The 23175-nt window shown below is 42.5% G+C and carries 25 protein-coding genes; 17 read left to right on the forward strand and 8 right to left on the reverse strand.

Annotated elements, in window-relative coordinates; translation table 11 throughout:
* Positions 1–34 precede the first annotated feature (34 nt).
* The 3 genes from L2748_RS11605 to L2748_RS11615 form a co-directional block, all read right to left on the reverse strand.
* Positions 35–1474 carry a carbon starvation CstA family protein gene (locus L2748_RS11605; RefSeq protein ID WP_220781743.1) on the reverse strand — a complete coding sequence of 480 codons (1440 nt, stop codon included), beginning with the start codon at positions 1472–1474 and terminating at the stop codon, positions 35–37.
* A gap of 134 nt (positions 1475–1608) precedes the next feature.
* Positions 1609–2319, reverse strand: coding sequence for a two-component system response regulator BtsR (gene btsR, locus L2748_RS11610; protein ID WP_220781744.1), 711 nt, complete (start codon positions 2317–2319; stop codon positions 1609–1611).
* The gene (locus L2748_RS11615) at positions 2316–3995 is read right to left on the reverse strand and encodes a sensor histidine kinase (protein WP_220781745.1); all 1680 of its coding nucleotides are present in this window, start codon (positions 3993–3995) and stop codon (positions 2316–2318) included. The genes btsR and L2748_RS11615 overlap by 4 nt, the downstream gene beginning before the upstream one ends.
* A gap of 234 nt (positions 3996–4229) precedes the next feature.
* Between L2748_RS11615 and L2748_RS11620 the strand changes: the two genes are divergently transcribed.
* A complete protein-coding gene (locus tag L2748_RS11620) occupies positions 4230–4472 on the forward strand; it encodes a YecH family metal-binding protein (RefSeq protein WP_220781746.1) in 243 nt (80 codons plus the stop codon).
* Positions 4473–4538: 66 nt separating this feature from the next.
* Here L2748_RS11620 and L2748_RS11625 read toward each other — a convergent pair whose 3' ends face one another.
* The 3 genes from L2748_RS11625 to suhB all read right to left on the reverse strand — a co-directional run bounded on the left by L2748_RS11625 (position 4539) and on the right by suhB (position 6591).
* Complete coding sequence (locus L2748_RS11625; protein ID WP_220781747.1) at positions 4539–4790, reverse strand: PilZ domain-containing protein; 252 nt, start codon at positions 4788–4790, stop codon at positions 4539–4541.
* Positions 4791–5002: 212 nt separating this feature from the next.
* Positions 5003–5410 (reverse strand): phosphate-starvation-inducible protein PsiE, encoded by a 408-nt coding sequence (locus L2748_RS11630; protein ID WP_220781748.1) that lies wholly within the window; start codon positions 5408–5410, stop codon positions 5003–5005.
* Positions 5411–5790: 380 nt separating this feature from the next.
* Positions 5791–6591: an inositol-1-monophosphatase gene (suhB, locus tag L2748_RS11635; RefSeq protein WP_220781749.1), complete on the reverse strand. Its 801-nt coding sequence runs from the start codon at positions 6589–6591 to the stop codon at positions 5791–5793.
* A 157-nt stretch (positions 6592–6748) separates the two neighbouring features.
* Between suhB and trmJ the strand changes: the two genes are divergently transcribed.
* The 13 genes from trmJ to L2748_RS11700 all read left to right on the forward strand — a co-directional run bounded on the left by trmJ (position 6749) and on the right by L2748_RS11700 (position 18950).
* On the forward strand, positions 6749–7513 hold the full coding sequence (gene trmJ / locus L2748_RS11640; RefSeq protein ID WP_220781750.1) for a tRNA (cytosine(32)/uridine(32)-2'-O)-methyltransferase TrmJ: 765 nt from the start codon (positions 6749–6751) through the stop codon (positions 7511–7513).
* Positions 7514–7534: 21 nt separating this feature from the next.
* Entirely contained in the window at positions 7535–8356 is an 822-nt protein-coding gene (gene cysE, locus L2748_RS11645) for a serine O-acetyltransferase (protein ID WP_220781751.1), read from the forward strand.
* Positions 8357–8552: 196 nt separating this feature from the next.
* Positions 8553–9014: a Fe-S cluster assembly transcriptional regulator IscR gene (iscR, locus tag L2748_RS11650; protein ID WP_220781752.1), complete on the forward strand. Its 462-nt coding sequence runs from the start codon at positions 8553–8555 to the stop codon at positions 9012–9014.
* A gap of 82 nt (positions 9015–9096) precedes the next feature.
* Positions 9097–10311 (forward strand): IscS subfamily cysteine desulfurase, encoded by a 1215-nt coding sequence (locus L2748_RS11655; protein WP_220781753.1) that lies wholly within the window; start codon positions 9097–9099, stop codon positions 10309–10311.
* A 41-nt stretch (positions 10312–10352) separates the two neighbouring features.
* Positions 10353–10736 (forward strand): Fe-S cluster assembly scaffold IscU, encoded by a 384-nt coding sequence (iscU, locus tag L2748_RS11660; protein ID WP_028767228.1) that lies wholly within the window; start codon positions 10353–10355, stop codon positions 10734–10736.
* Between the two features lie 14 nt (positions 10737–10750).
* Entirely contained in the window at positions 10751–11074 is a 324-nt protein-coding gene (iscA, locus tag L2748_RS11665) for an iron-sulfur cluster assembly protein IscA (RefSeq protein WP_220781754.1), read from the forward strand.
* Between the two features lie 18 nt (positions 11075–11092).
* Entirely contained in the window at positions 11093–11617 is a 525-nt protein-coding gene (hscB, locus tag L2748_RS11670) for a co-chaperone HscB (protein ID WP_220781755.1), read from the forward strand.
* Between the two features lie 68 nt (positions 11618–11685).
* Positions 11686–13548, forward strand: a complete 1863-nt coding sequence (gene hscA, locus L2748_RS11675; RefSeq protein ID WP_220781756.1) for a Fe-S protein assembly chaperone HscA — start codon at positions 11686–11688, stop codon at positions 13546–13548.
* Positions 13549–13556: 8 nt separating this feature from the next.
* Positions 13557–13895, forward strand: a complete 339-nt coding sequence (gene fdx, locus L2748_RS11680) for an ISC system 2Fe-2S type ferredoxin (RefSeq protein ID WP_220781757.1) — start codon at positions 13557–13559, stop codon at positions 13893–13895.
* Positions 13896–14157: 262 nt separating this feature from the next.
* Positions 14158–14355, forward strand: coding sequence for a Fe-S cluster assembly protein IscX (gene iscX, locus L2748_RS11685; protein ID WP_220781758.1), 198 nt, complete (start codon positions 14158–14160; stop codon positions 14353–14355).
* 189 nt (positions 14356–14544) lie between these two features.
* A complete protein-coding gene (locus tag L2748_RS11690) occupies positions 14545–14715 on the forward strand; it encodes a hypothetical protein (protein ID WP_220781759.1) in 171 nt (56 codons plus the stop codon).
* A 229-nt stretch (positions 14716–14944) separates the two neighbouring features.
* Positions 14945–15376: a nucleoside-diphosphate kinase gene (ndk, locus tag L2748_RS11695; protein WP_220781760.1), complete on the forward strand. Its 432-nt coding sequence runs from the start codon at positions 14945–14947 to the stop codon at positions 15374–15376.
* Between the two features lie 928 nt (positions 15377–16304).
* A complete protein-coding gene (locus L2748_RS11700; protein WP_220782715.1) occupies positions 16305–18950 on the forward strand; it encodes a TonB-dependent receptor in 2646 nt (881 codons plus the stop codon).
* Positions 18951–19062: 112 nt separating this feature from the next.
* Here the strand turns inward: L2748_RS11700 and L2748_RS11705 are convergent, their stop codons facing one another.
* Both L2748_RS11705 and dusC read right to left on the reverse strand, forming a co-directional pair.
* Positions 19063–19419, reverse strand: a complete 357-nt coding sequence (locus tag L2748_RS11705; protein WP_220782716.1) for a TraR/DksA C4-type zinc finger protein — start codon at positions 19417–19419, stop codon at positions 19063–19065.
* 129 nt (positions 19420–19548) lie between these two features.
* The gene (gene dusC, locus L2748_RS11710) at positions 19549–20493 is read right to left on the reverse strand and encodes a tRNA dihydrouridine(16) synthase DusC (protein ID WP_220782717.1); all 945 of its coding nucleotides are present in this window, start codon (positions 20491–20493) and stop codon (positions 19549–19551) included.
* Between the two features lie 396 nt (positions 20494–20889).
* Here dusC and L2748_RS11715 point away from each other — a divergent pair, with 396 nt between their 5' ends.
* The 3 genes from L2748_RS11715 (at position 20890) to L2748_RS11725 (ending at position 23001) form a co-directional block, all read left to right on the forward strand.
* Positions 20890–21318, forward strand: a complete 429-nt coding sequence (locus L2748_RS11715) for an HvfA family oxazolone/thioamide-modified RiPP metallophore (protein ID WP_220782718.1) — start codon at positions 20890–20892, stop codon at positions 21316–21318.
* 79 nt (positions 21319–21397) lie between these two features.
* Positions 21398–22246 (forward strand): HvfB family MNIO-type RiPP peptide maturase, encoded by an 849-nt coding sequence (locus L2748_RS11720; protein WP_220782719.1) that lies wholly within the window; start codon positions 21398–21400, stop codon positions 22244–22246.
* The gene (locus L2748_RS11725) at positions 22246–23001 is read left to right on the forward strand and encodes an HvfC family RiPP maturation protein (RefSeq protein WP_220782720.1); all 756 of its coding nucleotides are present in this window, start codon (positions 22246–22248) and stop codon (positions 22999–23001) included. Before L2748_RS11720 ends, L2748_RS11725 begins: the two co-directional genes overlap by 1 nt.
* Positions 23002–23175: the final 174 nt, after the last annotated feature.

Consider the following 23175-nt stretch of genomic DNA (forward strand, 5'->3'; position numbering starts at 1 on the left):
AATGACTGGCTTTTTAGTGGGTCTAGATTGGTAATTAGGCTTCTTCAGCAGCTGACTCTATGTCGCCTTTGCCTTTAGTCTTAACCATAATCAGCGCGGTCACAATCAAGGTCGATACTACACCCGCCACTGTAGAGAGCGTCATTGGCAAACCTGCACCAAGCGTTGGTGAGCTTAATAGGAAGCTAATCACTACTGTGGTCATAAACATGGCCGGAATCGTACAGATCCAATGGAACTTGTTTAGACGCAGTAAGTAAGCTGATGCTGTCCATAACATCATTACCGCAGTCGCTTGGTTTGCGACGCCGAAGTAGCGCCAAATCACACCAAAGTCCACTTGAGTCAATACTGCGCCAGCTGCAAACAATGGTATTGCAAACATTAAGCGCTTTGGTAGCTCAGTTTGTGGCATTTTGAAGAACTCAGCTAGAATCAGGCGCGCACTACGGAACGCGGTGTCACCAGAAGTGATAGGCAATACGATTACACCTAAAACTGCGAGGAAACCACCTACAGCGCCTAGAAGTCCTGTAGAAGCTTCATAAACTACGTTTGCAGGGTTGCCCGCCATACCCGCGTTTAGACCTTCAACACCACCAAAGAATGACAATGCGATAGCACACCAGATCAGTGCGATAATACCTTCACCGATCATGGCACCAAAGAACACGAAACGGCCATTTGATTCGTTTTCAACACAACGTGCCATCAATGGTGACTGAGTTGCGTGGAAACCTGAGATTGCACCACAAGCAATGGTGATAAATAGGGCTGGCCAAAGAGGCATATCATTTGGATTAAGATTTGTCAGGAAGTCGCCGATTTCTACACCTGGCAGTAAGCTGTGCTCGCTTGATACGATTAAAGCGATGGTTAAGCCCACAGACATGAATACTAATAGTGCGCCAAAGAATGGGTATAGACGGCCAATGATCTTGTCTACAGGTACGATAGTCGCAATTAAGTAGTAGCAGAAAATGATACCGACAAAAATACTCACATCCCAACCTGTTAGCTTACCGAGTAGGCCCGCTGGAGCAGAGATAAATACCACACCAACAAGTAGCAGTAGGATAATGGCAAATACGTTCATAAAGTGCTTCGCGCCTTTACCTAAGTATTTTCCCGCAAGACTTGGTACAGACTCACCATTGTTGCGTACAGACAACATACCAGAGAAGTAGTCGTGGACCGCACCAGCGAAGATACAACCTAGCACAATCCATAGCATTGCTGCTGGTCCGTAAAGCGCACCCAAGATTGGACCAAAGATTGGACCGACACCTGCAATATTTAATAGCTGAATTAAGTACACTTTACCTTTTGACATGGGGACATAGTCAACACCATCTGTTTTGGTAAAAGCAGGGGTTTGGCGCTTGGCATTGATGCCGAAAACTTTTTCAACAAATGCACCATAGATAAAGTAACCACCGATCAATAGACCGACGCAAAGGAAAAACCACGACATAATGAACACTCTCCAATCTTATAATGGTCGGGAGTGTAAACATATTTATTTAGTGGGAAAGCGGCAAATAGCTAAGCGGTCAAATAACCAAGGTCAGTGGCAACATACTGACCTTAGCGGTTATCCATTTTTCCTTAGAGGAAGCCAAACAGCTGTTTTAGCTGCTTTAAGTAACGCCTAGATACGGGAACTTTTGCACCAGAGCGAGTGGTTACCTCTGCGCCACCCTCTTGAATTTCAATTTCAGCAATCGCGGTGGGAGCAATTAAATACTGCCTGTGACAATAGATAAGTGAGGTTTTTTCTGCTAACACCCTTAATGTCATATGTGTGTGTACTTGCTCATTCTTAGTTGCCACATGGACACCACTAACATCGCTATAGACATATTGCACGGCTTCTGTTGCGATAACTTTTAATTTGTTGCCACTAAAACAAGGGATATGAGCAAGTTTTTCTGTGGCTATTGGCGTTAACACCTTAGGCGTTAAATCTTTACGCAGTCTGGCAATGGTATTGGCAAAACGCTTGTCATCGATGGGTTTTAATAGGTAGTCAAAAGCCTGCTTTTCAAAGGCTGTGATCGCATATTCATCAAACGCTGTTACAAAGACAATGCGCGGTAAGTCATCGGGATCCAGCATAGCCGCTAATTCAAGCCCCGATATTTTTGGCATTTGTATGTCTAAAAATATCAGCTGTGGCTTTAATTTAGTGATTGCTTGGATGGCTTCAACGGCATTACTGCACTGAGCAACAATTTCGATATCGGGTTCTTGCTCCAGTAACATGGCTATTTCATCTCTGGCGTAAGGTTCATCGTCAATAATAATGCAAGTAATCAAACGTTAGCCTCCAAGATGGGGAGATGAATATTGACCTTAGTATAGTCGCCGGGCTTAAAGTCGATAGCGACGCCGAACTGGCTGCCAAACATATTTTGAATACGCTTATCGACAATATTCATCCCTAATCCTTCGCTTTGTGCTTTAGGTTGGTAAAGGCCGGCATTGTCAGTAACGGATAATCGTATCGAGGCATCAGCTAATTGCTCGCCTCTAACCGTTATTACCCCAGGTTCTAACATATTGGATGTACCGTGTTTAACCGCATTTTCAATAATGGGCTGTAGAGTAAAAGCAGGTAATTTAAAGTGTAATAAATTATCCGGTATTTCGATAATGACGGTGAGTTTGTCAATAAAGCGCGCTTTTTCAATGGTGAGATAAGAATCGATATGCTCTAGTTCATCAGCCAGTGTAACCAACCCTGTCGTGCGTTTTAAGTTGATCCGTAAAAACTGAGATAAGTTTTGGATTAGTTGCCGCGCAGTATTGGGATCGCGGCGAATAATTGCAGCAATTGTGTTAAGAGCATTAAATAAAAAGTGTGGATTCACCTGCGCCTGCAACAGCTTTAATTCGGCTTGGGTCAGCAAGTTTTGCTGTGCTGCGAATCGACCATATAAAATTTGGTTCGACAGCAGGCGACCTAAACCTTCACCTAAGCTGCGATTGATATTCAGAAACAGTTTCTTTTTCGGCTCATACAGTTTAATTGTGCCAATAACCTCTGCATCAGAACGAAGTGGGATCACTAAACATGATCCTAAGCGGCAATCATTTGAGATAGAGCATGAGTAGGGCATGTTAACGCCGTCTGCGAACATAACTTTGTCTTGTTCTATGGCATCTTGGGTTAATTGCGAAGAAATCGGTGTACCCGCAATATGGTGGTCGTCACCGATGCCGCAAAATGCCAATAGTTTTTCAGTATCAGTAATCGCCACCGCGCCCACTTGAGTTTCTTGTTTGACGATTTTTACCACCTGCATGCAGCTTTCTTCATTAAAGCCGGTCGACAGTATTCCCACACTGCGCTCAGCAATACGCAGTGACTGAGTTGAAAATACCGATGACATTTTGTCATACATGGCTTTTTGGTCGCGAATAATGCTCATAAATAGCGCCGCACCAATAGAGTTAATCACTAGCATAGGCAGAGCGATTTGCTGGACTAATAGCCAAGCATCGTCAAAGGGTTTCGCAACTGAGACAATCACCAGCATTTGCATAATTTCGGCGATAAAAGTGATGATGCAAACCATTAGCGGTGAGTAGATTAACTCTTGCTGACCAATACGGCGTAAATAATAACTAAATAACCCGGCCGATAAGCCTTCAAGGGTTGTCGAAATAGCGCAAGCGAGATCGGTAAAACCGCCCATACTGTAGCGATGTAAACCTCCGGTTAAGCCAACTAAAAAACCTGTGATGGGACCACCTAGAAGTCCCCCTAAAACAGCACCCATCGCTCGGGTGTTTGCAATGGCGTCATTGGTTTGTTCGCCGAAATAAGTCGCCATGATGCAAAAACTTGAAAAGATAAAGTAGATATAGATTTTATGGGGCAGGCGAGTCGCTGCTTCGGTAAATAGCTTAAATAATGGTGTTTTACTCACTAGATAAACGATCACCATATAAAGGCTCATTTGTTGAGTTAGCAGTAAAATTAGTGACATCAGAGGCTCATAGTCATGCCTTGCTGGTGCTATCGCCTTAGATACTGGCAAGTCATAGCATGCAGGTGAGTTTAATTCGGTTAGCTAATATTATGCGTTTAGCCAAAATCTGCCTACGAAATTTTAGCAAGAATAGTGCGACTGCTAAGCAGATCAAAGTTTTGTGGTAATAGATAGCGTATAACATGCTTAATATATGCGGGTTAGTATGTGCAGAGTAAGGATAGATAAAGTATGTCAGAGTCAGTTCATGGTCATCAAGTGATGGAGCTTATGCTCGCACAGGGTCAATCAATAACAAAACAAGCGTTAAAGCAGTTAATGCAGACCACTTTCGGTGAGCAAGCGTATTATCACACGTGTTCAGCTTCAGAGATGAATGCAGACGAGTTGATTGAATTTTTAGAAAACAAAGGCAAATTTATTCATTCAGAAGCGGGCATTGAAACCGCGGCTGATAGAATTTGTAATCACTAATTTTGTGATTGAATTAATGCTAAAAAAGCCTGCACTGCAGGCTTTTTTAGCATCATATAAGGGTGTTCAGATAAGCTGCAATGCGACATTAAATTTTTGCTTATCAACCGTAATACAACGACATACTTGGCCCTTTACGGTATTTTGATTGTCTCGGCCTGCATTAAAAGTGACAGCGATTAAGGTGCCTAAGGGCATGGCTTGCTGGCATTGTAATAGTGCCCCTTTACGAGAGAGGTCAATACATAAGGCATCACTAGGTTTAGTGATAACATCGACCTCACTTTGTATTGCTATGCTGACAGTCTCTGACTCCATATCAACGCGCGTCTTTCTTTTTGATAGCTTTCCATACTGACTTATCCTTCTAGAGCCTAGTTACTAGCTTAAAACGCTTATTCAGATAATTAAAGCTAAAATTGTTAAGTCGACGTAGATTAAGACAATTTTCCTAGATAAAAAACGTAGATAAAAAAATGCCTGAAACAGATGTTCAGGCATTTATTGTAACTAACTGTTAGCAGTTGAGTTTAATCGATATCGTCTTGAGGACGCGGGTATGGCAGTTTTATCTGTCCCCAGCGGATTACTATGACTGTTGCTGCAAGAGTCAGTGTCGATAGTGATATCGCAATGATACGCCAGTCGTCCATAGCTTTCATATCAAGGATGAGATAACGAGCTAACGCCACGATAGCAATATACAGTGGCATACGAATAGGCAGTTTGCCCGATTCGGCGTAGTGCGACACCATCGCCAGTACTTCAAGATAAATAAACAGTAGAAGTAGATCGGCCAGTGTTACTGCGCCTACATCGAAAATATGTTTAATTTCTTGGCCAATTGCGACTACAGTCGAAATGGCAATAATGATTAATACGAGATGCTCAATGGCTTTAATACTGCTAATGCCATATTTTCGATACATTTTATCCATGGTATTCCCTATTACAGTCGTTTGATAAAGGGTATCAGCAAATTGAGATAATGTGACATTATCAATGTGATGCCATTCACAATTGCATTTGTTTTTTCTTTGGGCTTTTCAAATTAAATATAGTCTGTAATCGCTTTGAGGTGTGGCGACACGAACTGGTAACAGCTTGTACGATTTTGCCGTGTTATTTTTTTAATTGTATCGTGACGGTGTTGGTGTTTACCGCCGATAATCTTACAACAATGATATGACGATAGTGGTTAATGTGCTCGATATACACTGTAGAAGAGCAGGAGACAACCTGGGCATGCTTGGTGGGAGCTAAAAACAGGCATAAAAAAACCGCCATAAAGGCGGTTTAAATATATCACTAGAGCAAATTAACGCTTAAGTGCTTCGCTCAATAATGGGCGGAAAGTCTTAAGTAGTGCAATCGTAGTCTTTGGTGTACCAGCAACGATGTTGCCAGACACTAGGTAGTTGTGGTTACCAGTAAAGTCAGTAACAGTACCACCAGCTTCACGTACGATTAGGTCGCCAGCAGCGATATCCCATGGCTTAAGACCGATTTCGAAGAAACCATCAACACGGCCAGCTGCAAGGTAAGCTAGATCAAGTGCTGCAGAACCTGCGCGACGTACGTCTGCAGACTGAGTGAATGCAGCAGCAAACAATTTCATGTAAGTTTCAGTGTGTTGCTTAGCTTTGAATGGGAAACCAGTCGCAATGATAGTTTCGTTCAAATCTGTGTTTTTAACACGGATACGGAAATCGTTAAGCTTAGCGAACTTACCGCGTACAGCAGAGAACAATTCGTCACGGATAGGATCGTAAACAACTGCAACTTCGGTCTTGCCTTTAAACTGCATCGCGATAGATACAGCAAAGTGAGGAATACCTCTTACGAAGTTATTAGTGCCATCCAGAGGGTCAACAATCCAAACGTAATCTTTGTTAGTTCCTTTATTCTCACCGCTTTCCTCACAAACGATTGTGTGGTCAGGGTAAGCTTTACGGATCTGATACGTGATTGCAGCTTCAGCTTCCTTGTCTACGTTAGTCACGTAGTCGTTAACACCTTTAGAGGTGACTTCTATACGGTCTAGTTCCGCATAGGCGCGTACAATAGTTTGGCCGGCAGCGCGAGCAGCGCGCACAGCAATGGTATGCATTGGAAGCATTGCAAATCCCCTGGATGTAAAAGAACGGATATAAATTATCGGAGGCGGATTATACTCTATTTGACAGTTATATCAAATGTTGATTTTTGTATAAGCAAAATGAGGTGCTTGTGGTAACATTCTTTCACGTGTTCTCTCAGAAAATATAAGTAGTTTCATGCTCAGCAATATTCGTGTCGTTCTTGTCGGTACTTCCCACCCAGGGAATATAGGTTCAACAGCCCGTGCTATGAAAACCATGGGGTTATCCACTTTATATCTGGCTGAGCCAAAGGTAGAGCCTGATGGGCACTCTATTGCCCTAGCGGCAGGTGCTTCAGATATTTTAAAGCATGCGAAAACAGTTAGCTCTGTAGAAGAAGCCATTGCAGATTGTAGCTTAGTTATCGCAACCAGTGCGCGCAGCCGTACCTTGGACTGGCCGATGCTTGAGCCGCGCGAAGCGGGTGAAAAGCTTGTGGGGTCTGCGCTTAATGGTCCAGTGGCGATTGTATTCGGTCGCGAAAATAACGGTCTGACTAATGAAGAGCTACAGCGCTGTGATTACCACGTGGCAATTCCGGCTAACCCAGAATATACCTCGCTCAACTTAGCACAAGCTGTGCAAATCATTTGTTATGAAGCGCGAGTTGCGCACTTAGCTCAAGTTGAAAGCGGTGTTGAACCAGTACCTGTTGATGAAAATGATGAAAACCTCGAAGCTTTTCCATCTTCAAGAGAGCGTGAGAATTTCTTCGAGCATTTAGAAAACACATTGCTGTCGACTAATTTTATCGTTAAAAATCATCCAGGCCAGATAATGACTAAGTTACGTCGTTTGTTTAGCCGTACCCGTATTGAACGCCAAGAGATGAATATCTTGCGCGGTATTTTGACTTCGATTGATAAAGTCGTCGCTAAAAATGAGACTAAAGATAAGTAGCACTAAAAAGGAAGTAGCTATATGGGTGTTATCGCAAGACTGAAAGACGACATAGCCTCTATTTACCATAGAGATCCCGCCGCTAACGGAACCATTGAAATTCTATTCAATTACCCGGGAATGCAGGCGATTTGGATCCACAGGGTAAGCAATAAACTGTGGGTGAGAAATTGGCGACTTTCAGCGCGATGTCTATCAACCTTTTCACGTTGGTTAACTGGGGTTGAAATCCATCCTGGTGCAACCATTGGTGATCGCTTCTTCATCGATCATGGTATGGGCGTGGTGATTGGTGAAACCGCCAATATCGGTAACGACTGTACGCTTTACCATGGTGTGACCTTAGGTGGTACCACTTGGCAAGCGGGCAAACGTCACCCGACATTAGGTAATAATGTGGTGATTGGTGCTGGCGCTAAGATATTAGGTCCGATCACCATGAACGACGGTGCCCGTGTCGGCTCAAATTCTGTAGTAGTAAAAGATGTACCGGCAGATACCACTGTTGTAGGTATTCCTGGTCGAGTGGTGGCAACGCCGTCGGCGCAGTCTAAAGAAACCTCACAGCGCCGCACCGAAATGGCTAAAAAGTATGGTTTTGATGCTTACGCGGTATCACCAGATAATCCTGATCCGGTTGCTAATGCCATTGGTCAGATGCTCGATCATATGCATTTGATGGATTCTAAAGTCCAAGAAGTGTGCCAAGCGGTACAAACTTTAGGCGGTAGTGTCTGTACTGAGAAGCTGCCAGAGCTTGATGTTGAAGATTTCAGCGACGCAGAAATTGCGGCAGCGCAGAAGCGTCAGAAGTCAATAGATGAGTTTGATCCCATTATCTAGCAGAATGTGCGTTTAAAATCTTAAATGCCATTGAATCTTGCCTAATAAACAGGTTAAATACCCCAGCAAAATGACGGGGTATTTAATTTCCTGTCATGATCCTATTAATACCTGACCAAATCGCTAGGTTTTATACTTGACTAAAACAGTCGGGTATGTTGAAATTAGCCTATGCTTTTTTGGGAGACGTAGTAGCATGAAACTTACATCGAAAGGTCGGTACGCAGTCACAGCAATGCTAGATGTTGCTATGCATTCTACAAATGGTCCCGTACCATTAGCCGATATTTCTGAGCGTCAAGGGATCTCTCTATCTTACCTCGAACAACTCTTTGCAAAACTTAGAAAAAACGGCTTGGTTTCAAGTGTCCGTGGGCCCGGTGGTGGATATCGCCTAGGTACAGACGCAGGTGAAATCTCTGTTGGTATGGTTGTACGTGCGGTTGATGAGTCCGTCGATGCAACTCGTTGTCAAGGTCAGGGAAACTGCCAGAGTGGAACGCGATGTTTAACCCATTCTCTTTGGGGAGATTTAAGCAATCAAATCTCCGATTTCTTGAATGGCATATCGTTAGCAGGATTAATGCATAAAAGAGATGTGCAGTTTATCTCCGTTAAACAGGATAAATTGCAGCAGGAGCAAAGGCTCAGCATTTAGCAGCTTTTGTTATGAATATAAAAATTATTTTTTGTACGTTGTAAGTGGTCTCTGTTAGAGACTACAAAGTACGGAGTGTGTGATGAAGCTACCTATCTATTTAGATTATGCTGCGACGACGCCGGTTGACCCTCGCGTTGCAGAGAAAATGATGAAGTGCATGACAATGGACGGCATTTTTGGTAATCCAGCGTCTCGTTCTCACCGTTACGGCTGGCAAGCTGAAGAAGCGGTTGATATTGCGCGTAACCAAATTGCCGATCTTATCAATGCTGACCCACGTGAAATTGTTTTCACGTCTGGTGCAACTGAGTCTGACAACCTTGCAATTAAAGGTGTTGCTCACTTCTACCACAAGAAAGGTAAGCACATCATCACTAGTAAGACAGAACACAAAGCGGTTCTAGATACTTGTCGTCAACTTGAGCGTGAAGGTTATGAAGTGACTTACCTTCAGCCTGAGCCAAGTGGTCTCATTCCAGTTGCTATGATTGAAGCGGCTATGCGTGAAGACACTATTTTAGTGAGCATCATGCAAGTGAACAACGAAATTGGTGTTATTCAAGATATCGATGCGATTGGTGAGCTATGTCGCTCACGTAAAATCGTATTCCATGTCGATGCTGCACAAAGTGCAGGTAAAATGCCGATTGATGTGCAAACAACTAAAGTCGACTTGCTGTCTATTTCAGGCCACAAAATGTACGGTCCGAAAGGTATTGGTGCATTGTATGTAAGTCGTAAGCCACGTATTCGCCTAGAAGCAGCAATGCACGGTGGCGGACATGAGCGCGGCATGCGCAGTGGTACGCTAGCAACTCACCAAATTGTGGGTATGGGCGAAGCTGCTGCAATTGCAAAAGCGGATATGGATGTGGACAACGAGCGCATTCGTCGCCTGCGCGACAAGCTTTGGAATGGTATTAACCATATCGAAGAGACTTATATCAACGGTGATATGGAAAACAGACACTGCGGTAGCCTAAACGTGAGCTTCAACTTCGTTGAAGGTGAGTCGTTGATGATGGCATTAAAAGACTTAGCAGTATCTTCAGGTTCAGCATGTACTTCAGCAAGTCTAGAACCAAGCTACGTATTACGTGCATTGGGTCTGAATGACGAAATGGCACACAGCTCAATTCGATTCTCAATCGGTCGTTTCACGACAGATGAAGAGATCGACCATGCAATAGAAACGATTAAAGAATCTATTGGTAATTTAAGGGAAATGTCTCCGCTTTGGGAAATGTTCAAAGACGGTATCGATCTGGATTCAGTCCAGTGGGCACATCACTAACCCTTAACTTAATTCACGAATAGATAAATTGGAGTTGTATCATGGCTTATAGCGAAAAAGTAATCGATCATTACGAAAACCCACGTAACGTAGGTTCATTTGATAAGAACGATCCGTCAGTAGTAACGGGTATGGTTGGTGCGCCAGCTTGTGGTGACGTAATGAAGCTGCAACTGCGTATCGACGATAACGGTATTATTGAAGATGCTAAATTCAAGACATATGGCTGTGGTAGTGCCATTGCTTCTAGCTCGCTTGTGACTGAGTGGGTTAAAGGTAAAACAATTGAAGAAGCTGGCGCGATTAAAAACACTGACATTGCTGAAGAGTTAGCATTACCACCAGTAAAAATTCATTGCTCAATTTTGGCTGAAGACGCGATTAAAGCCGCTCTTGAAGAGTACAAGACAAAGCAATCTAAGTAATACCTGGAGTTAAGATGGCAATTAGTATCACTCCCGCTGCGGCTGAACGTGTTAAGAGTTTCTTAATTAGCCGTGGCAAAGGTTTAGGCTTACGCTTAGGACTTAAGACATCAGGTTGTTCTGGCATGGCTTATGTACTTGAGTTTGTTGATGACCTTAATGACGACGATGAACTTTATGACATTGATGGTGTAAAAATCATTATCGATGCTAAAAGCTTTATCTATCTTCAAGGGATTGAGTTGGACTTTGTTAAAGAAGGTCTAAACGAAGGTTTCCAATTTAATAACCCAAATGCGAAAGGTGAATGTGGTTGCGGCGAGAGTTTTACCGTTTAAATCACTTAAAGTTAAACTATGAATTATTTCGAGCTGTTTAGTTTACTTCCTTCCTATGATGTCGACACCGCCTTACTTGCAGATCGCTACCGCGAACTGCAAAGGGCGGTTCATCCCGACAAGTTTGCCAACGCAAGCGAACAAGATAAACGTCTTTCAGTGCAGCGCACTGCGCAAATCAATGACGCTTTTCAAACGCTTAAAAATCCTATTCAGCGCGCCGAGCATTTGCTTGCACTTAAAGGAATAGAGATTAGCCATGAAACCACCACGCTTAAAGACACCGCGTTTTTAATGCAGCAGATGGAATGGCGTGAGTCGCTTGAAGATATTGCCCATTGCGATGAGCCTGATGATGAAATCGCTGCTTTATATGATTCGTTTGAGCAATACGCTAAACAGATCACAGCACAACTAAAAGTGCTGTTAGTGAGCGATCTCGAAGCGGAACATTTGCAGGCTGCAGATCAAATTCGTAAACTCAAGTTTATGGCAAAATTACAAGACGAGTTGGCTAGAGTGGAAGACGCACTCTTAGATTAGCCAGCGGCGTTAATTTTTAATATTGTTGGCTCAAGTTTTTGAGCCAACATTTTTTTAAGTGGATATTTATGGCACTTTTGCAGATAGCAGAGCCTGGACAGAGCGCTGCTCCCCACCAACATCGTCTCGCAGTGGGGATCGATTTAGGCACCACTAACTCACTTGTTGCTGCAGTGCGTAGTGGTGTGGCGAACACCTTACCCAATGAAGATGATCAGCATTCATTACCTTCTGTTGTTCGATATACACAAGATGGCGTACAAGTAGGTCTAGCAGCCGAAGCGTTTTCTGCCCAAGACCCACAAAATACCATAGTATCTGTTAAGCGCTTTATGGGTCGCAGTCTTAACGACATCCAGTCTGGCGAGCAGTCTTTGCCCTATGCGTTTGAAGCAAGCGAAAATGGTTTACCTATTTTTGTTACGCCTCAAGGTAAAGTTAATCCGGTACAAATTTCAGCGGAAATCTTAAAGCCGTTGGTGGCGCGTGCTGAATCAACACTTGGCGGTACGCTAGAAGGTGTCGTGATCACTGTTCCAGCCTATTTTGATGACGCACAGCGTCAAGGTACTAAAGATGCGGCATCGCTGATTGGCGTTAAAGTCTTACGTTTATTAAACGAACCAACAGCGGCAGCGATTGCTTACGGTTTAGACTCTGGTCAAGAAGGTGTGATTGCCGTTTATGACTTAGGCGGTGGTACTTTTGATATTTCCATTTTACGTTTAAACAAAGGCGTATTTGAAGTATTGGCCACCGGTGGTGATTCTGCATTAGGTGGTGATGATTTCGACCATCAGCTTCAAGCGCACTTTATTGAACAATGGCAGTTAACTAATGTTAGCGCCAGCTTAAACCGTTCGATGCAAATTGAAGCTCGCCGGGTAAAAGAAGCGCTTACAGATTCAGCTGAAACGGTTGCGAATGTGATTGATGATAACGGCGCTACCTTATCGCTATCAGTTACCCGAGAGCTGTTTGATAGCCTGATTAGCAAGCTTGTAAAGAAAACCGTTGCAAGTTGTCGTCGTGCACTGCGTGATGCAGGCGTGAGTACTGATGAAGTGCTAGAAACTGTGATGGTTGGCGGTTCAACTCGTGTACCTTTGGTGCGCCAAGAAGTTGAAAACTTCATGGGCAAAACACCACTGACCTCTATTGACCCTGACCGCGTAGTTGCCATTGGCGCTGCAATTCAGGCTGATATATTAGTGGGCAATAAGCCAGAGTCAGATTTATTATTACTTGACGTTATTCCGTTATCGCTAGGTATCGAAACCATGGGCGGCTTAGTTGAGAAAGTGGTGTCACGTAATACCACTATTCCAGTTGCGCGCGCACAAGAGTTTACCACTTTTAAAGATGGTCAAACGGCGATGGCGTTCCATGTTGTGCAAGGTGAGCGTGAATTAGTATCTGATTGTCGCTCGCTTGCGAGATTTACCTTAAGGGGGATCCCACCCCTTGCTGCTGGCGCTGCGCATATTCGCGTGACGTTCCAGGTTGACGCTGATGGCTTGCTTAGCGTAACGGCAATGGAAAAGTCGACTGGCGTACAATCAAGTATTCAAGTTAAACCATCATTTGGTTTAAGTGATGAAGAAATCGGTAGCATGCTAAAAGACTCGATGGCAAATGCTAAAGAGGATATTACTCGCCGCATGTTAGCTGAAAAACAAGTTGAAGCAGCACGCGTGCTTGAGTCATTAAGCGCTGCCTTAAATAAAGACGGTGATTTACTGTCAGATGAAGAACGCACAGTCATCAAAGCTGATATGGCTACACTTGCTCAAACCGCAAGTGAAGATGACGCTGATGCGATTGAAAAAGCGATTGAAGCACTAGATACAGCGACGCAGGACTTTGCTGCTAAGCGTATGGATAATTCAATCAGGCTAGCTCTAAAAGGGCAGTCGGTTGACAATATATAGGTAAGGTTATGCCACAAATTGTATTTTTACCCCATGAAGAGTTATGTCCAGATGGCGCTGTTGTTGAAGCGCAAGAAGGCGAGACGGTTTTAGACGTTGCACTACGTAACGGTATTCATATTGAACATGCTTGTGAAAAGTCTTGTGCTTGTACAACCTGCCACGTCATTATTCGTGAAGGCTTTGACGAGCTAGAAGAAAGCGATGAGCTTGAAGACGATATGCTAGATAAAGCTTGGGGCCTAGAGCCTGAAAGCCGTCTATCTTGCCAATCACGAGTGCCAGCCTCTGACTTAGTGGTCGATATCCCTAAGTACACCATTAACATGGTAAGTGAAGGCAACTAGCAATAAATAAGCTTGCTATATACCTTTGAAAAGCCAGTCGCATTCGCGACTGGCTTTTTTGTTTCCTTTGTCTTATACCAAACAGTATAAGAATTTGATCTACCCAAACCGTACGGGCATGCTGAGCTTTACCAGTCAATATACGATTGCTATTAATGGCAATTGATTATTACAGAATGCAATTGGTATTAGGTGTCTTATACTCAATTCAATGCTACTCAATTCAACGGCTCAAATTAAGCAAGTTAAAAGGGGAAGTGCAATGAAGCTTAAGTGGATCGATTCATTAGAGATCGCGTTAGAACTGTTAGAGCTATACCCCGACGTTAACCCTGAAACTATTCGTTTTACCGATCTTAACGAGTGGGTATTGGCATTAGAGTGTTTTGACGATGACCCAAATCATTGTAATGAAAGGGTGCTTGAGGCGATTCAAGCTAACTGGATTGCAGAAAAATAAGACAAATTGACCCCGCATTAGCTAATTGTGTGATCTCGATCCTGTCTATTGATTATTAAGCATGCAATGACACTTTGAGTTGATCCGCATCAATTATATTTACGCAAATTGGTCTAAATTTGGATGGGTATTCTGATGTGTTTAACCCTGAACCATCGGCTAGAATCATTTTCTAAAAAGGATGTTGGCATGCGTAAGTCATTATTAACACTAGCAATGTTGTTGTCACCAACTGCTGTTTTTGCTCATGAAGGCCACGGTGGTGTTGGGCTTTTTCATCATTTTATGGACTTAGCGCCGGCTCTAGCGCTATTAGCGGTTATTGCGGTTGGTTTTGTATGGGTTAAAAACCGTAAGTAACAGAGTGATAAACGGTTGGCTAATTTAGTTGGTCAATCGTTTAGCATTGGTTAATTTAGCGGTCTATTTCTTCTTGCTGCTGCGCGAAAGTGTGATGCATCCTGCTTTTTTGTATTTGGATATCAGACTTATCTCAATTAGATGGCTGCCAAAGGGTAGGCAATAGGGTCATTATTTCGTATAATCCGCGCGAAAATTAAAAACCCTATATTTAAGAAGGAAGCTTTTCATGGCTATCGAACGTACTTTTTCTATCATTAAGCCTGATGCAGTTGCAAAAAACCACATTGGCGCTATCTATAACCGTTTTGAAACGGCTGGCCTGAAAATCATCGCTTCTAAAATGATCCACCTAAGCAAAGAACAAGCTGAAGGCTTTTACGCTGAGCACAGCGAGCGTCCTTTCTTTGGTGCTCTAGTTGCATTCATGACTTCTGGTCCTATCATGGTTCAAACGCTTGAAGGTGAGAACGCTGTTTTAGCTCACCGTGAAATCCTAGGTGCGACAAACCCAGCTGAAGCTGCGGAAGGTACAATCCGTGCCGATTTCGCTGAAAGCATCGATGAGAACGCTGCTCACGGTTCTGATTCTGTAGCATCTGCTGAGCGTGAAGTTGCATACTTCTTCAGCGCAGACGAGCTATGTGCACGTACTCGTTAATTCGAACGTGTTAAACAAAAAGGAGCCTAATGGCTCCTTTTTTGTTTTCTGCTCTTTCTGTAAGGCTTTCTTTACTTTCTGCGGTACATGTTTAGATAAATGATAGTCGCTTTAAATAGCTTACCACTCTGCTTATGTTCACCTTTACCTTCAATCTAAAGTATCTTCTATAGAGTAACTACTTATATCGTTTTACCTTCAATTGATAAAAAGTGGGGTACATAGTTCTATTTTGTTTATATGGAAGTTGAAGCTCAAAAATTTATGTTATTTCATGATGTCTAATGGTAGGCCACATCACTGCTTCCATTTATCTCACTAAAATTACGTTAATAATAACAATAAATTATTTACGTATATTCCACTTAAAAATTCTGAAAGTTGCTACCTATTTGAGTGAAACCAATTAATGACTTTGTATCATAACAACTAGGTAGGTCAAATATTGCTCTAGCAACAAGCTAGATTTTATAATTTTTTATTACTTTTAATGTTTGTTTGAAATTATTGGAAGCTTGTTGTTGATTTGGTTGGTTGTATTTTGCGCTTTAAGGTTGTGTGGTTTGGGTTTTACTGTTTGTATTGTGTTAGCATTTCGTTTCCTCTATATTGCGTTTTTAGATTGTATTCACAAAAAATTAACAAAGTTAATTTTTCTGATACATTGTTGTTGTTATTTATTTATATTTATTACTGTTAGATTCAAATGCTACGTTAATTAAAAGTTCCTTTTAATCAACATTTTAATGTTGTCTATCTATTTCTAAATGTATCAATTAATATCTTTGCGGTTATTTTTATGTTGCGACTGTTGACATAAAAGTTAAATTTAAACAGTATTTAACTCAGAAGCGTTAACCGCTCGTTTAAATAAAACTAAAATAAATTTAACCATTCCATTATATATTTTGGAATTGAGGGAATTAATATGAGCTCTGTATCATTAACAGCAAAAGCTATTCGTAGCAGCTTAATTGCTGCGGCTGCAACAAGCGTTGCTTTATCTGGATTCGCTTATGCAGAAGAATCTGCAGCAGGAAATACAGCAGAAGAGAGTGTTGAGCGTATTCAAGTTACCGGTTCACGTATTAAGCGTGCAGACATGGAAACTTCAAGCCCTGTAAGCGTAATTGATGCGTCAGCTATTATGGCATCAGGTGCAACATCTATTGATGATGTTTTACAGAAAATGACTGCATCTGGCGGTGCAATGACTAACGCTGCCGTAAACAATGGCTCTGGTGGTAACGCTCGCGTAAACTTGCGTGGTTTAGGCTCTAACCGTACTCTGGTATTGGTTAACGGTCGCCGAATGATTGCATCGGGTACTGGTGCAGCATCTTCTGTCGATTTGAACACTATTCCAGTTTCAATGATCCAACGTGTTGAAGTACTAAAAGATGGTGCGTCAGCAGTATATGGTACTGATGCAATTGCTGGCGTGGTAAACGTAATTTTAAAGCGTGACTTTGAAGGCTTTGAAATGAATGTACAAACTGGTATGTCTGGTCACGGCGACGCAGATGAAACCAGCGTTGACTTTACTTTAGGTAACACGTTCGATAAAGGTAATGTTGTACTTAATGCTCAATACACTAAGCGTGGTGATGCTAGCCAAGCAGATAGAGATTTTTCAGATTGCCCAATCGCAGAAAAAGGTGAAGCTGGTAATAAAGAGTTATTCTGTGCAGGTAGCTCATACTCTGAAGGCGGTCACATTTGGGGCGCTAACGGTGCAGATTTAAGCGGTCGTGGCGGTGAGTATCATGAGTTTACTGATGCAGATCGTTATAACTACTCTAAAGATAGTTTCCTATCTACCCCGATGGAGCGTATCAATCTAAGCATGGCTGGTACTTACGAGCTTTCTGATTCAGTTATGTTTTTCTCTGAAGCAATGTACTCGAAGCGTTGGTCTGATCAGCAGATGGCTCCTCAGCCTATTTGGAATAGCTCTCCTTGGGTATATCAACCGAAATCTGCAGGCGGCTGGATGACTGACGATCTTCTTCCATGGGTTGCGGATGGTGAAGAAGTAAGTTATGGCCGCCGTATGGTTGAATCTGGCTCACGTGATTTCTCTCAAGTTGTTGACACTGTCCGTGTTGTTGTTGGACTTGAAGGTGAGTTTGAAAACGAATGGACTTGGGATGTTTCATACAACAAAGGTAAGAACGATTCAGTTGATACACTAGCTAATTTGCACAATATTGGTTCTATCAATGATGCTGTATTAGCGGAAGAGTTTGACCCATTCCTGCAGTCTTCATGGGAAGGTGACAGCATTGCTCCTTTCATCTACACAGAGCTGAATGCTGGTGGTAGTGAATTAGATATTATGGCTGCTTCATTATCTGGTGATATCGTTGATTTACCAGCAGGTACAATGGGCTTTGCCGCAGGTTATGAGTTCAGAAAAGAGTCTGCTTACTACACTCCAGATTCATTAACGGCTCAGGGATTAGCGAATGATCCTCGAGTAGAACCTACTGCAGGTTCTTTTGATGTAAATGAAGCGTATGCTGAATTAGCTATTCCACTTTTGAGCGATTTACCTCTAGCACAGCAAGTAGATTTAAGTGCTGCAATTCGTTACTTTGATTACAGCACATTTGGCTCTGACAATACCTGGAAGCTTGGCCTAACATGGCGCATGACCGACGACCTAATGGTACGTGGTGGTATGTCTACCGCATTCCGCGCACCAACTGTAAGTGAGCTATATGGCGGTAAGTCACCATCATTTGACCAAATTGTTCACCCTGCAACCGAGCAAACTCAAGCTGAAGTAACTGTTGGTGGTAACCCTTTCCTAACACCTGAAGAAGCGGATATCACAACACTTGGTTTGGTTTACTCTCCAAGCTTTGTTGATGGCCTATCGCTAACAGTAGATTATTATGATATTGAGATCAGCAATACGATTACAAAAGTAGACTCAAACTATGTTGCTAACCAGTGTTTAGATGCTGGTGGTAATAAGATTAATACCGATACTGCGCTTTGTCAGTCTGCAAATATCTCAATCGATAATACCGGCCGTATTCGTTTCGATAACGGACTTCAAAATGTTGGTCAAACTAACACTTCTGGTTACGATGTTAACGTAGCATATGTATTTGAAGGATTAGGTTTAGACTGGAGAGCGGGTCTAGATACTTCACTTCTAAATGAATATGAAGAATTTGATCAAGATGGTACAGCAGTAGATTACCGTGGTTACATCACAGGTGGTGTAGGTGCTTACGCTAAACTAAAGACTAACTTTAACTTGACTGCTACCGGTAGTGACTGGAGCGCAACATACGAAGCGCGCTATATCGACGGTATGGATTCATTTGCTTGTAAAGATGACCCTGCAGATTGTTATGCGCCAAGTGTTGATGCCGTTATGTATCATGACCTATCAGCAACATATGACCTAACTGAAACTGTTCGTCTATCAGGTGGTGTAAACAACCTATTTGATGAACAGCCGCCATATTACACTGGTAACAATGATTCAAATACCGACCCGTACACTTATGACGTACTTGGCCGCTACTTCTTTGTAAGAGCAAGTGTAAAGTTCTAATCAAAAAATAATGTTTAGTACATAATAAAAAACCTCCATTAGGAGGTTTTTTTATGCTTATTGGTCAGCGTTCGCTCATCGGTGCTTGCTAAAGATACAACAGGCAAGGAGATTAATGATTTAGTCTTAATTCTTGCCTATGTTGCTGACTAAAATGGCTACTGCAAGTCATACAGCGCTGCTCCAGAGGGTCTTTTGCTAAGCGCGCAGCTTCAATTTCATTCTCACAATCACTACATACCCCATACAAACCAATTTCTAACTGACAGCGTGCTGCATCTAAACGCATCAGTTCAAAGAATAATGGATGTTCACATAAATGAACTTCAGTCATGAGTTGAATCAGTTCACAAAGCGAATAATTATGCTGGTCCATTAGCTTGGCTTGCATATCCGGGAGTGCACCAATCTTTACTCTTAGATCCGATTCGATAGCGGTTAAGGTTACTTGGATTTGGTTCGTACTCACTTCAGTTGCCTACAATTATTGACTTTACGGCTTGTCAGTCTAATGCTGTAGGCAAAGCACGTTATGATGAAGATCAACTCTGGGTAATATTTTGTACCTTAAGCGACGTAAATCGCACTTAAGATTGATCTAGTCCGGTAGTTTGGCCCGTGCTGTCTTAAGTACCTGGATGATCTCTTCTGCGGTTTTAAAGACTCTAAGCTCACGAAACAGCTCATCGGCCTCACTATATTGGCGATTTAAATAGCCAAACCACTGTTTTATGCGTGCAGGATAGTAAGTACTTTTTCTGCCCTCTAGTTCTCGGTCGGTATAATCAAGCATGAGTTCGAGTGATTGCTGCCATGTATACGGCGTGGCCCCTTTGATACTCGCTGCAAGGTTAGGTAAAGAGATGGCGCCACGGCCAACCATAACGGTATCGCAGCCAGTAACCTGCATGCAGCGCTCGGCATCATCTTTATTCCAGATCTCACCATTAGCTATCACAGGTATCGGCAGCTTATTGTTGATATCCGTGATGTATTCCCAGTACGCTGGTGGTTTATAGCCATCGACTTTGCTGCGGGCATGTACGGCAAGTTCGCTTGCGCCAGCTTCATATATTGCAAGCGCGTTTTCCATATACAGTGACTTATCATTAAAGCCTAAGCGAATCTTTGCGGTGACAGGGTGCTCACTTGGCACTGCATCTCGCATTGCTTTGACTACATTATAAAGCTGCTCTGGATACTGCAACATAACTGCGCCGCCATTACTGCGGTTAACCATTTTTGCTGGACAACCAAAGTTAACGTCGACACCTTTCGAACCAAGTTCAATTGCTCTGATGGCATTTTCTGCCATCCAGCCTGGCTCTTGGCCTAGTAGCTGCACTCGAACTGGCGTGCCCGATAAGGTCTGTCCACCGGTTTGTAGTTCAGGGCAAATACGATAAAACACCTTTTCAGGTAATAGCTGGTCAACCACGCGAACAAACTCGGTGACCATAAGATCATAAGGGTTGATTGCAGAGAGGATCTCTCGCATTAAATCATCAACTACGCCTTCCATAGGCGCCAAAATTATTCGCACAGACTTATCCAATATATCGCTATTTTAAGGCGCAGCATTCTACCTCATCGCAAACTTCTAGGCCAACATAAACACGAGTCTTGGAGGGCCAGAGAGCTGCTTAGTGCAGGCTTCCAGTTATCTTCTAAATCGTAATTTAATCTTAAGCTTATTAAACAGGCTGCGACTAATATTGAAGTGCTTGCCCCTATTGCTGGAAAAATGACAGTTAAACATCGAGATATCGTAGATATATGTTTAGGACATTATTTGACCTAGCAGGTTTAATGAGCCATAAATGTGATAGATGTATATAAATTGAAATTAAATTGCTAACAACAAGGTCTAGTTAAGCAAGCCAACAAAATGTGCTGTTGGTAACCGATATTAAAGTTGATTAAAGAAAAGGAAGATATTATGAAATTAGTAAATAAAACTGCAATGACTGTCGCTGTTGGTGCTGTTGTTATCGGTAGTGCAATGACTGCTAGTGTGCAAGCAAGTCCATTTGGTTATAGTGAAATGTCAGCCGGTTACCAATTATTCGTAGGCGAAGGAAAATGTGGCGAAGGTAAGTGCGGTGGCGAGAAGAAAGATGCTAAAGAAGGTAAGTGCGGTGAAGGCAAATGTGGCGGCGATAAAGCCAAAGCTAAAGAAGGTAAGTGCGGTGAAGGTAAATGTGGCGGCGACAAAGCTAAAGCAAAAGAAGGTAAGTGTGGTGAAGGTAAATGTGGCGGCGACAAAGCTAAAGCCAAAGAAGGCAAGTGCGGCGAAGGTAAATGTGGTGGCGACAAAGCTAAGAAAGAAGGTAAGTGTGGTGAAGGTAAATGCGGTGGTGCTAAGTAAGCTTTCCCTGCACTAAAACGGGGTCAGCAAAATGCTGGCCCTATTTGTTTATAAATCCCTAATTTAGTGGGTATGTAGTATGACAAATAACAAGGTGAATCATGGGCAAGTTGGTCTTGGGCTGAGGCGGGAGATGCTCGATGAGTTTTGCCAAACTGTGCCTAGTGATATCGACTTTTTTGAAGTGGCACCAGAAAACTGGATGACTTTAGGAGGCAAGTTTGGTCGCCAGTTTAGAGAACTCACAGAGAAGCATGAGTTTTATTGTCACGGTTTGTCACTCTCTATCGGCAGTCCTGCACCTTTAGACTTACAGTTTGTAAAAAACATCAAAGATTTTTTAGATGTCCATCAAATTGGTACTTATTCGGAGCATCTCAGTTATTGCTCCGGCAGCGGTCATATGTATGACTTAATGCCGATCCCATTTACCTCTGAAGCCGTTATGCACGTTGCAAAAAGGGTGAAGCAAGTCGAAGACATTATCGAAAGGCCGTTAATACTAGAGAATGTTTCTTTTTATGCCGCGCCGGGCGCAGAAATGTCGGAAGCAGAATTTGTAACAGCAGTGATGCAAGAAGCAGATTGTAAGATGTTGCTAGACGTTAATAACATCTATGTTAATTCGATTAACCATAAATACGATGCAGTTGATTTTTTAAAAGCGATGCCTTCTGAGCGAATCGCGTATTTGCATATTGCAGGACATTATGAAGAAGCGGCAGATTTAATCGTTGACACCCATGGCGCAGATATCGTTGAGCCAGTATGGAAGTTACTCGATGCTTGTCATCAGTTTCATGGTGTATTCCCAACGTTATTAGAGCGTGACTTTAATATTCCACAAACCAGTGAATTGCTACTTGAGATCAACAAGGTTCATGATTATCAGAATCGTCACATCGCTAGTTTAAAAAGGAGCGCTTAATGAGCTTTGTTGAAGTCCAGCAAAACTTTATGGATTACATTAAAGATCCCTCTTTGCCGCTACCAGAGGGGATTGAAGCTCGACGGATGAATGTCTATCGAGAATTGTTTTTCAATAATATCGATGGTTTTGTCTCAAACGCCTTTCCTGTTTTAAAAAGTCTTTATACCCCCCAAGACTGGCAGCAATTGGTACAAACATTTTTTGTCACTCACAATTGCCATACGCCTATCTTTATAGAGATCGCGCAGGAGTTTTTACTGTTTCTACAAACTGAATACCAAAGCAGCGTAAAAGATCCTGATTTTATGCTCGAACTTGCTCATTATGAATGGTTAGAGTTGGTAGTCGCTGTGGCTCGTGACGATGGTCAGCAACATTTAATTGATATTGAACAAGTAGACTTACAGTCAATAAAACTGTGTGTGTCAGCCGCCTCTCAAATAGCCCAATATGCTTATGATGTGCAGAATATTAGTACGGAATATGTGCCAAAAGTCCCAGGGGAGACACCGCAATTTTTTTGTATTTATCGCGATCTTGATGAAGAAGTCAGCTTTTTACACTTAAATCCGCTAACAGCTCAGGTATTAGCTTATATCACACAGTATGAATATATCGTGTTTCCTGAACTCCTCGATTGGTTAATACAGACGTATAGCCATATTGAAGCACCAATACTCGAGCAGGGATGTTTGCAGTTGCTTATTGACTTAAGTGATAGAGGGATTATTAGACAATTTATTGATAAATAGTCTTTCTATTGCTGTGTCGTATCTCTATAATGACTTCAAAAGTTGATCTAGATCAATAAATGCAGTTAACAATAATAATTAGAGGATACTATGAGTCAGCCGTTTAAAGACCCATTCAACATTGTTTATTTTATTGGTTATATTCTAGTTATGCTGATCCCGACACTACCTGCT

This window comes from Shewanella sairae, from assembly GCF_023283535.1.
Lineage (GTDB): Bacteria > Pseudomonadota > Gammaproteobacteria > Enterobacterales > Shewanellaceae > Shewanella > Shewanella sairae.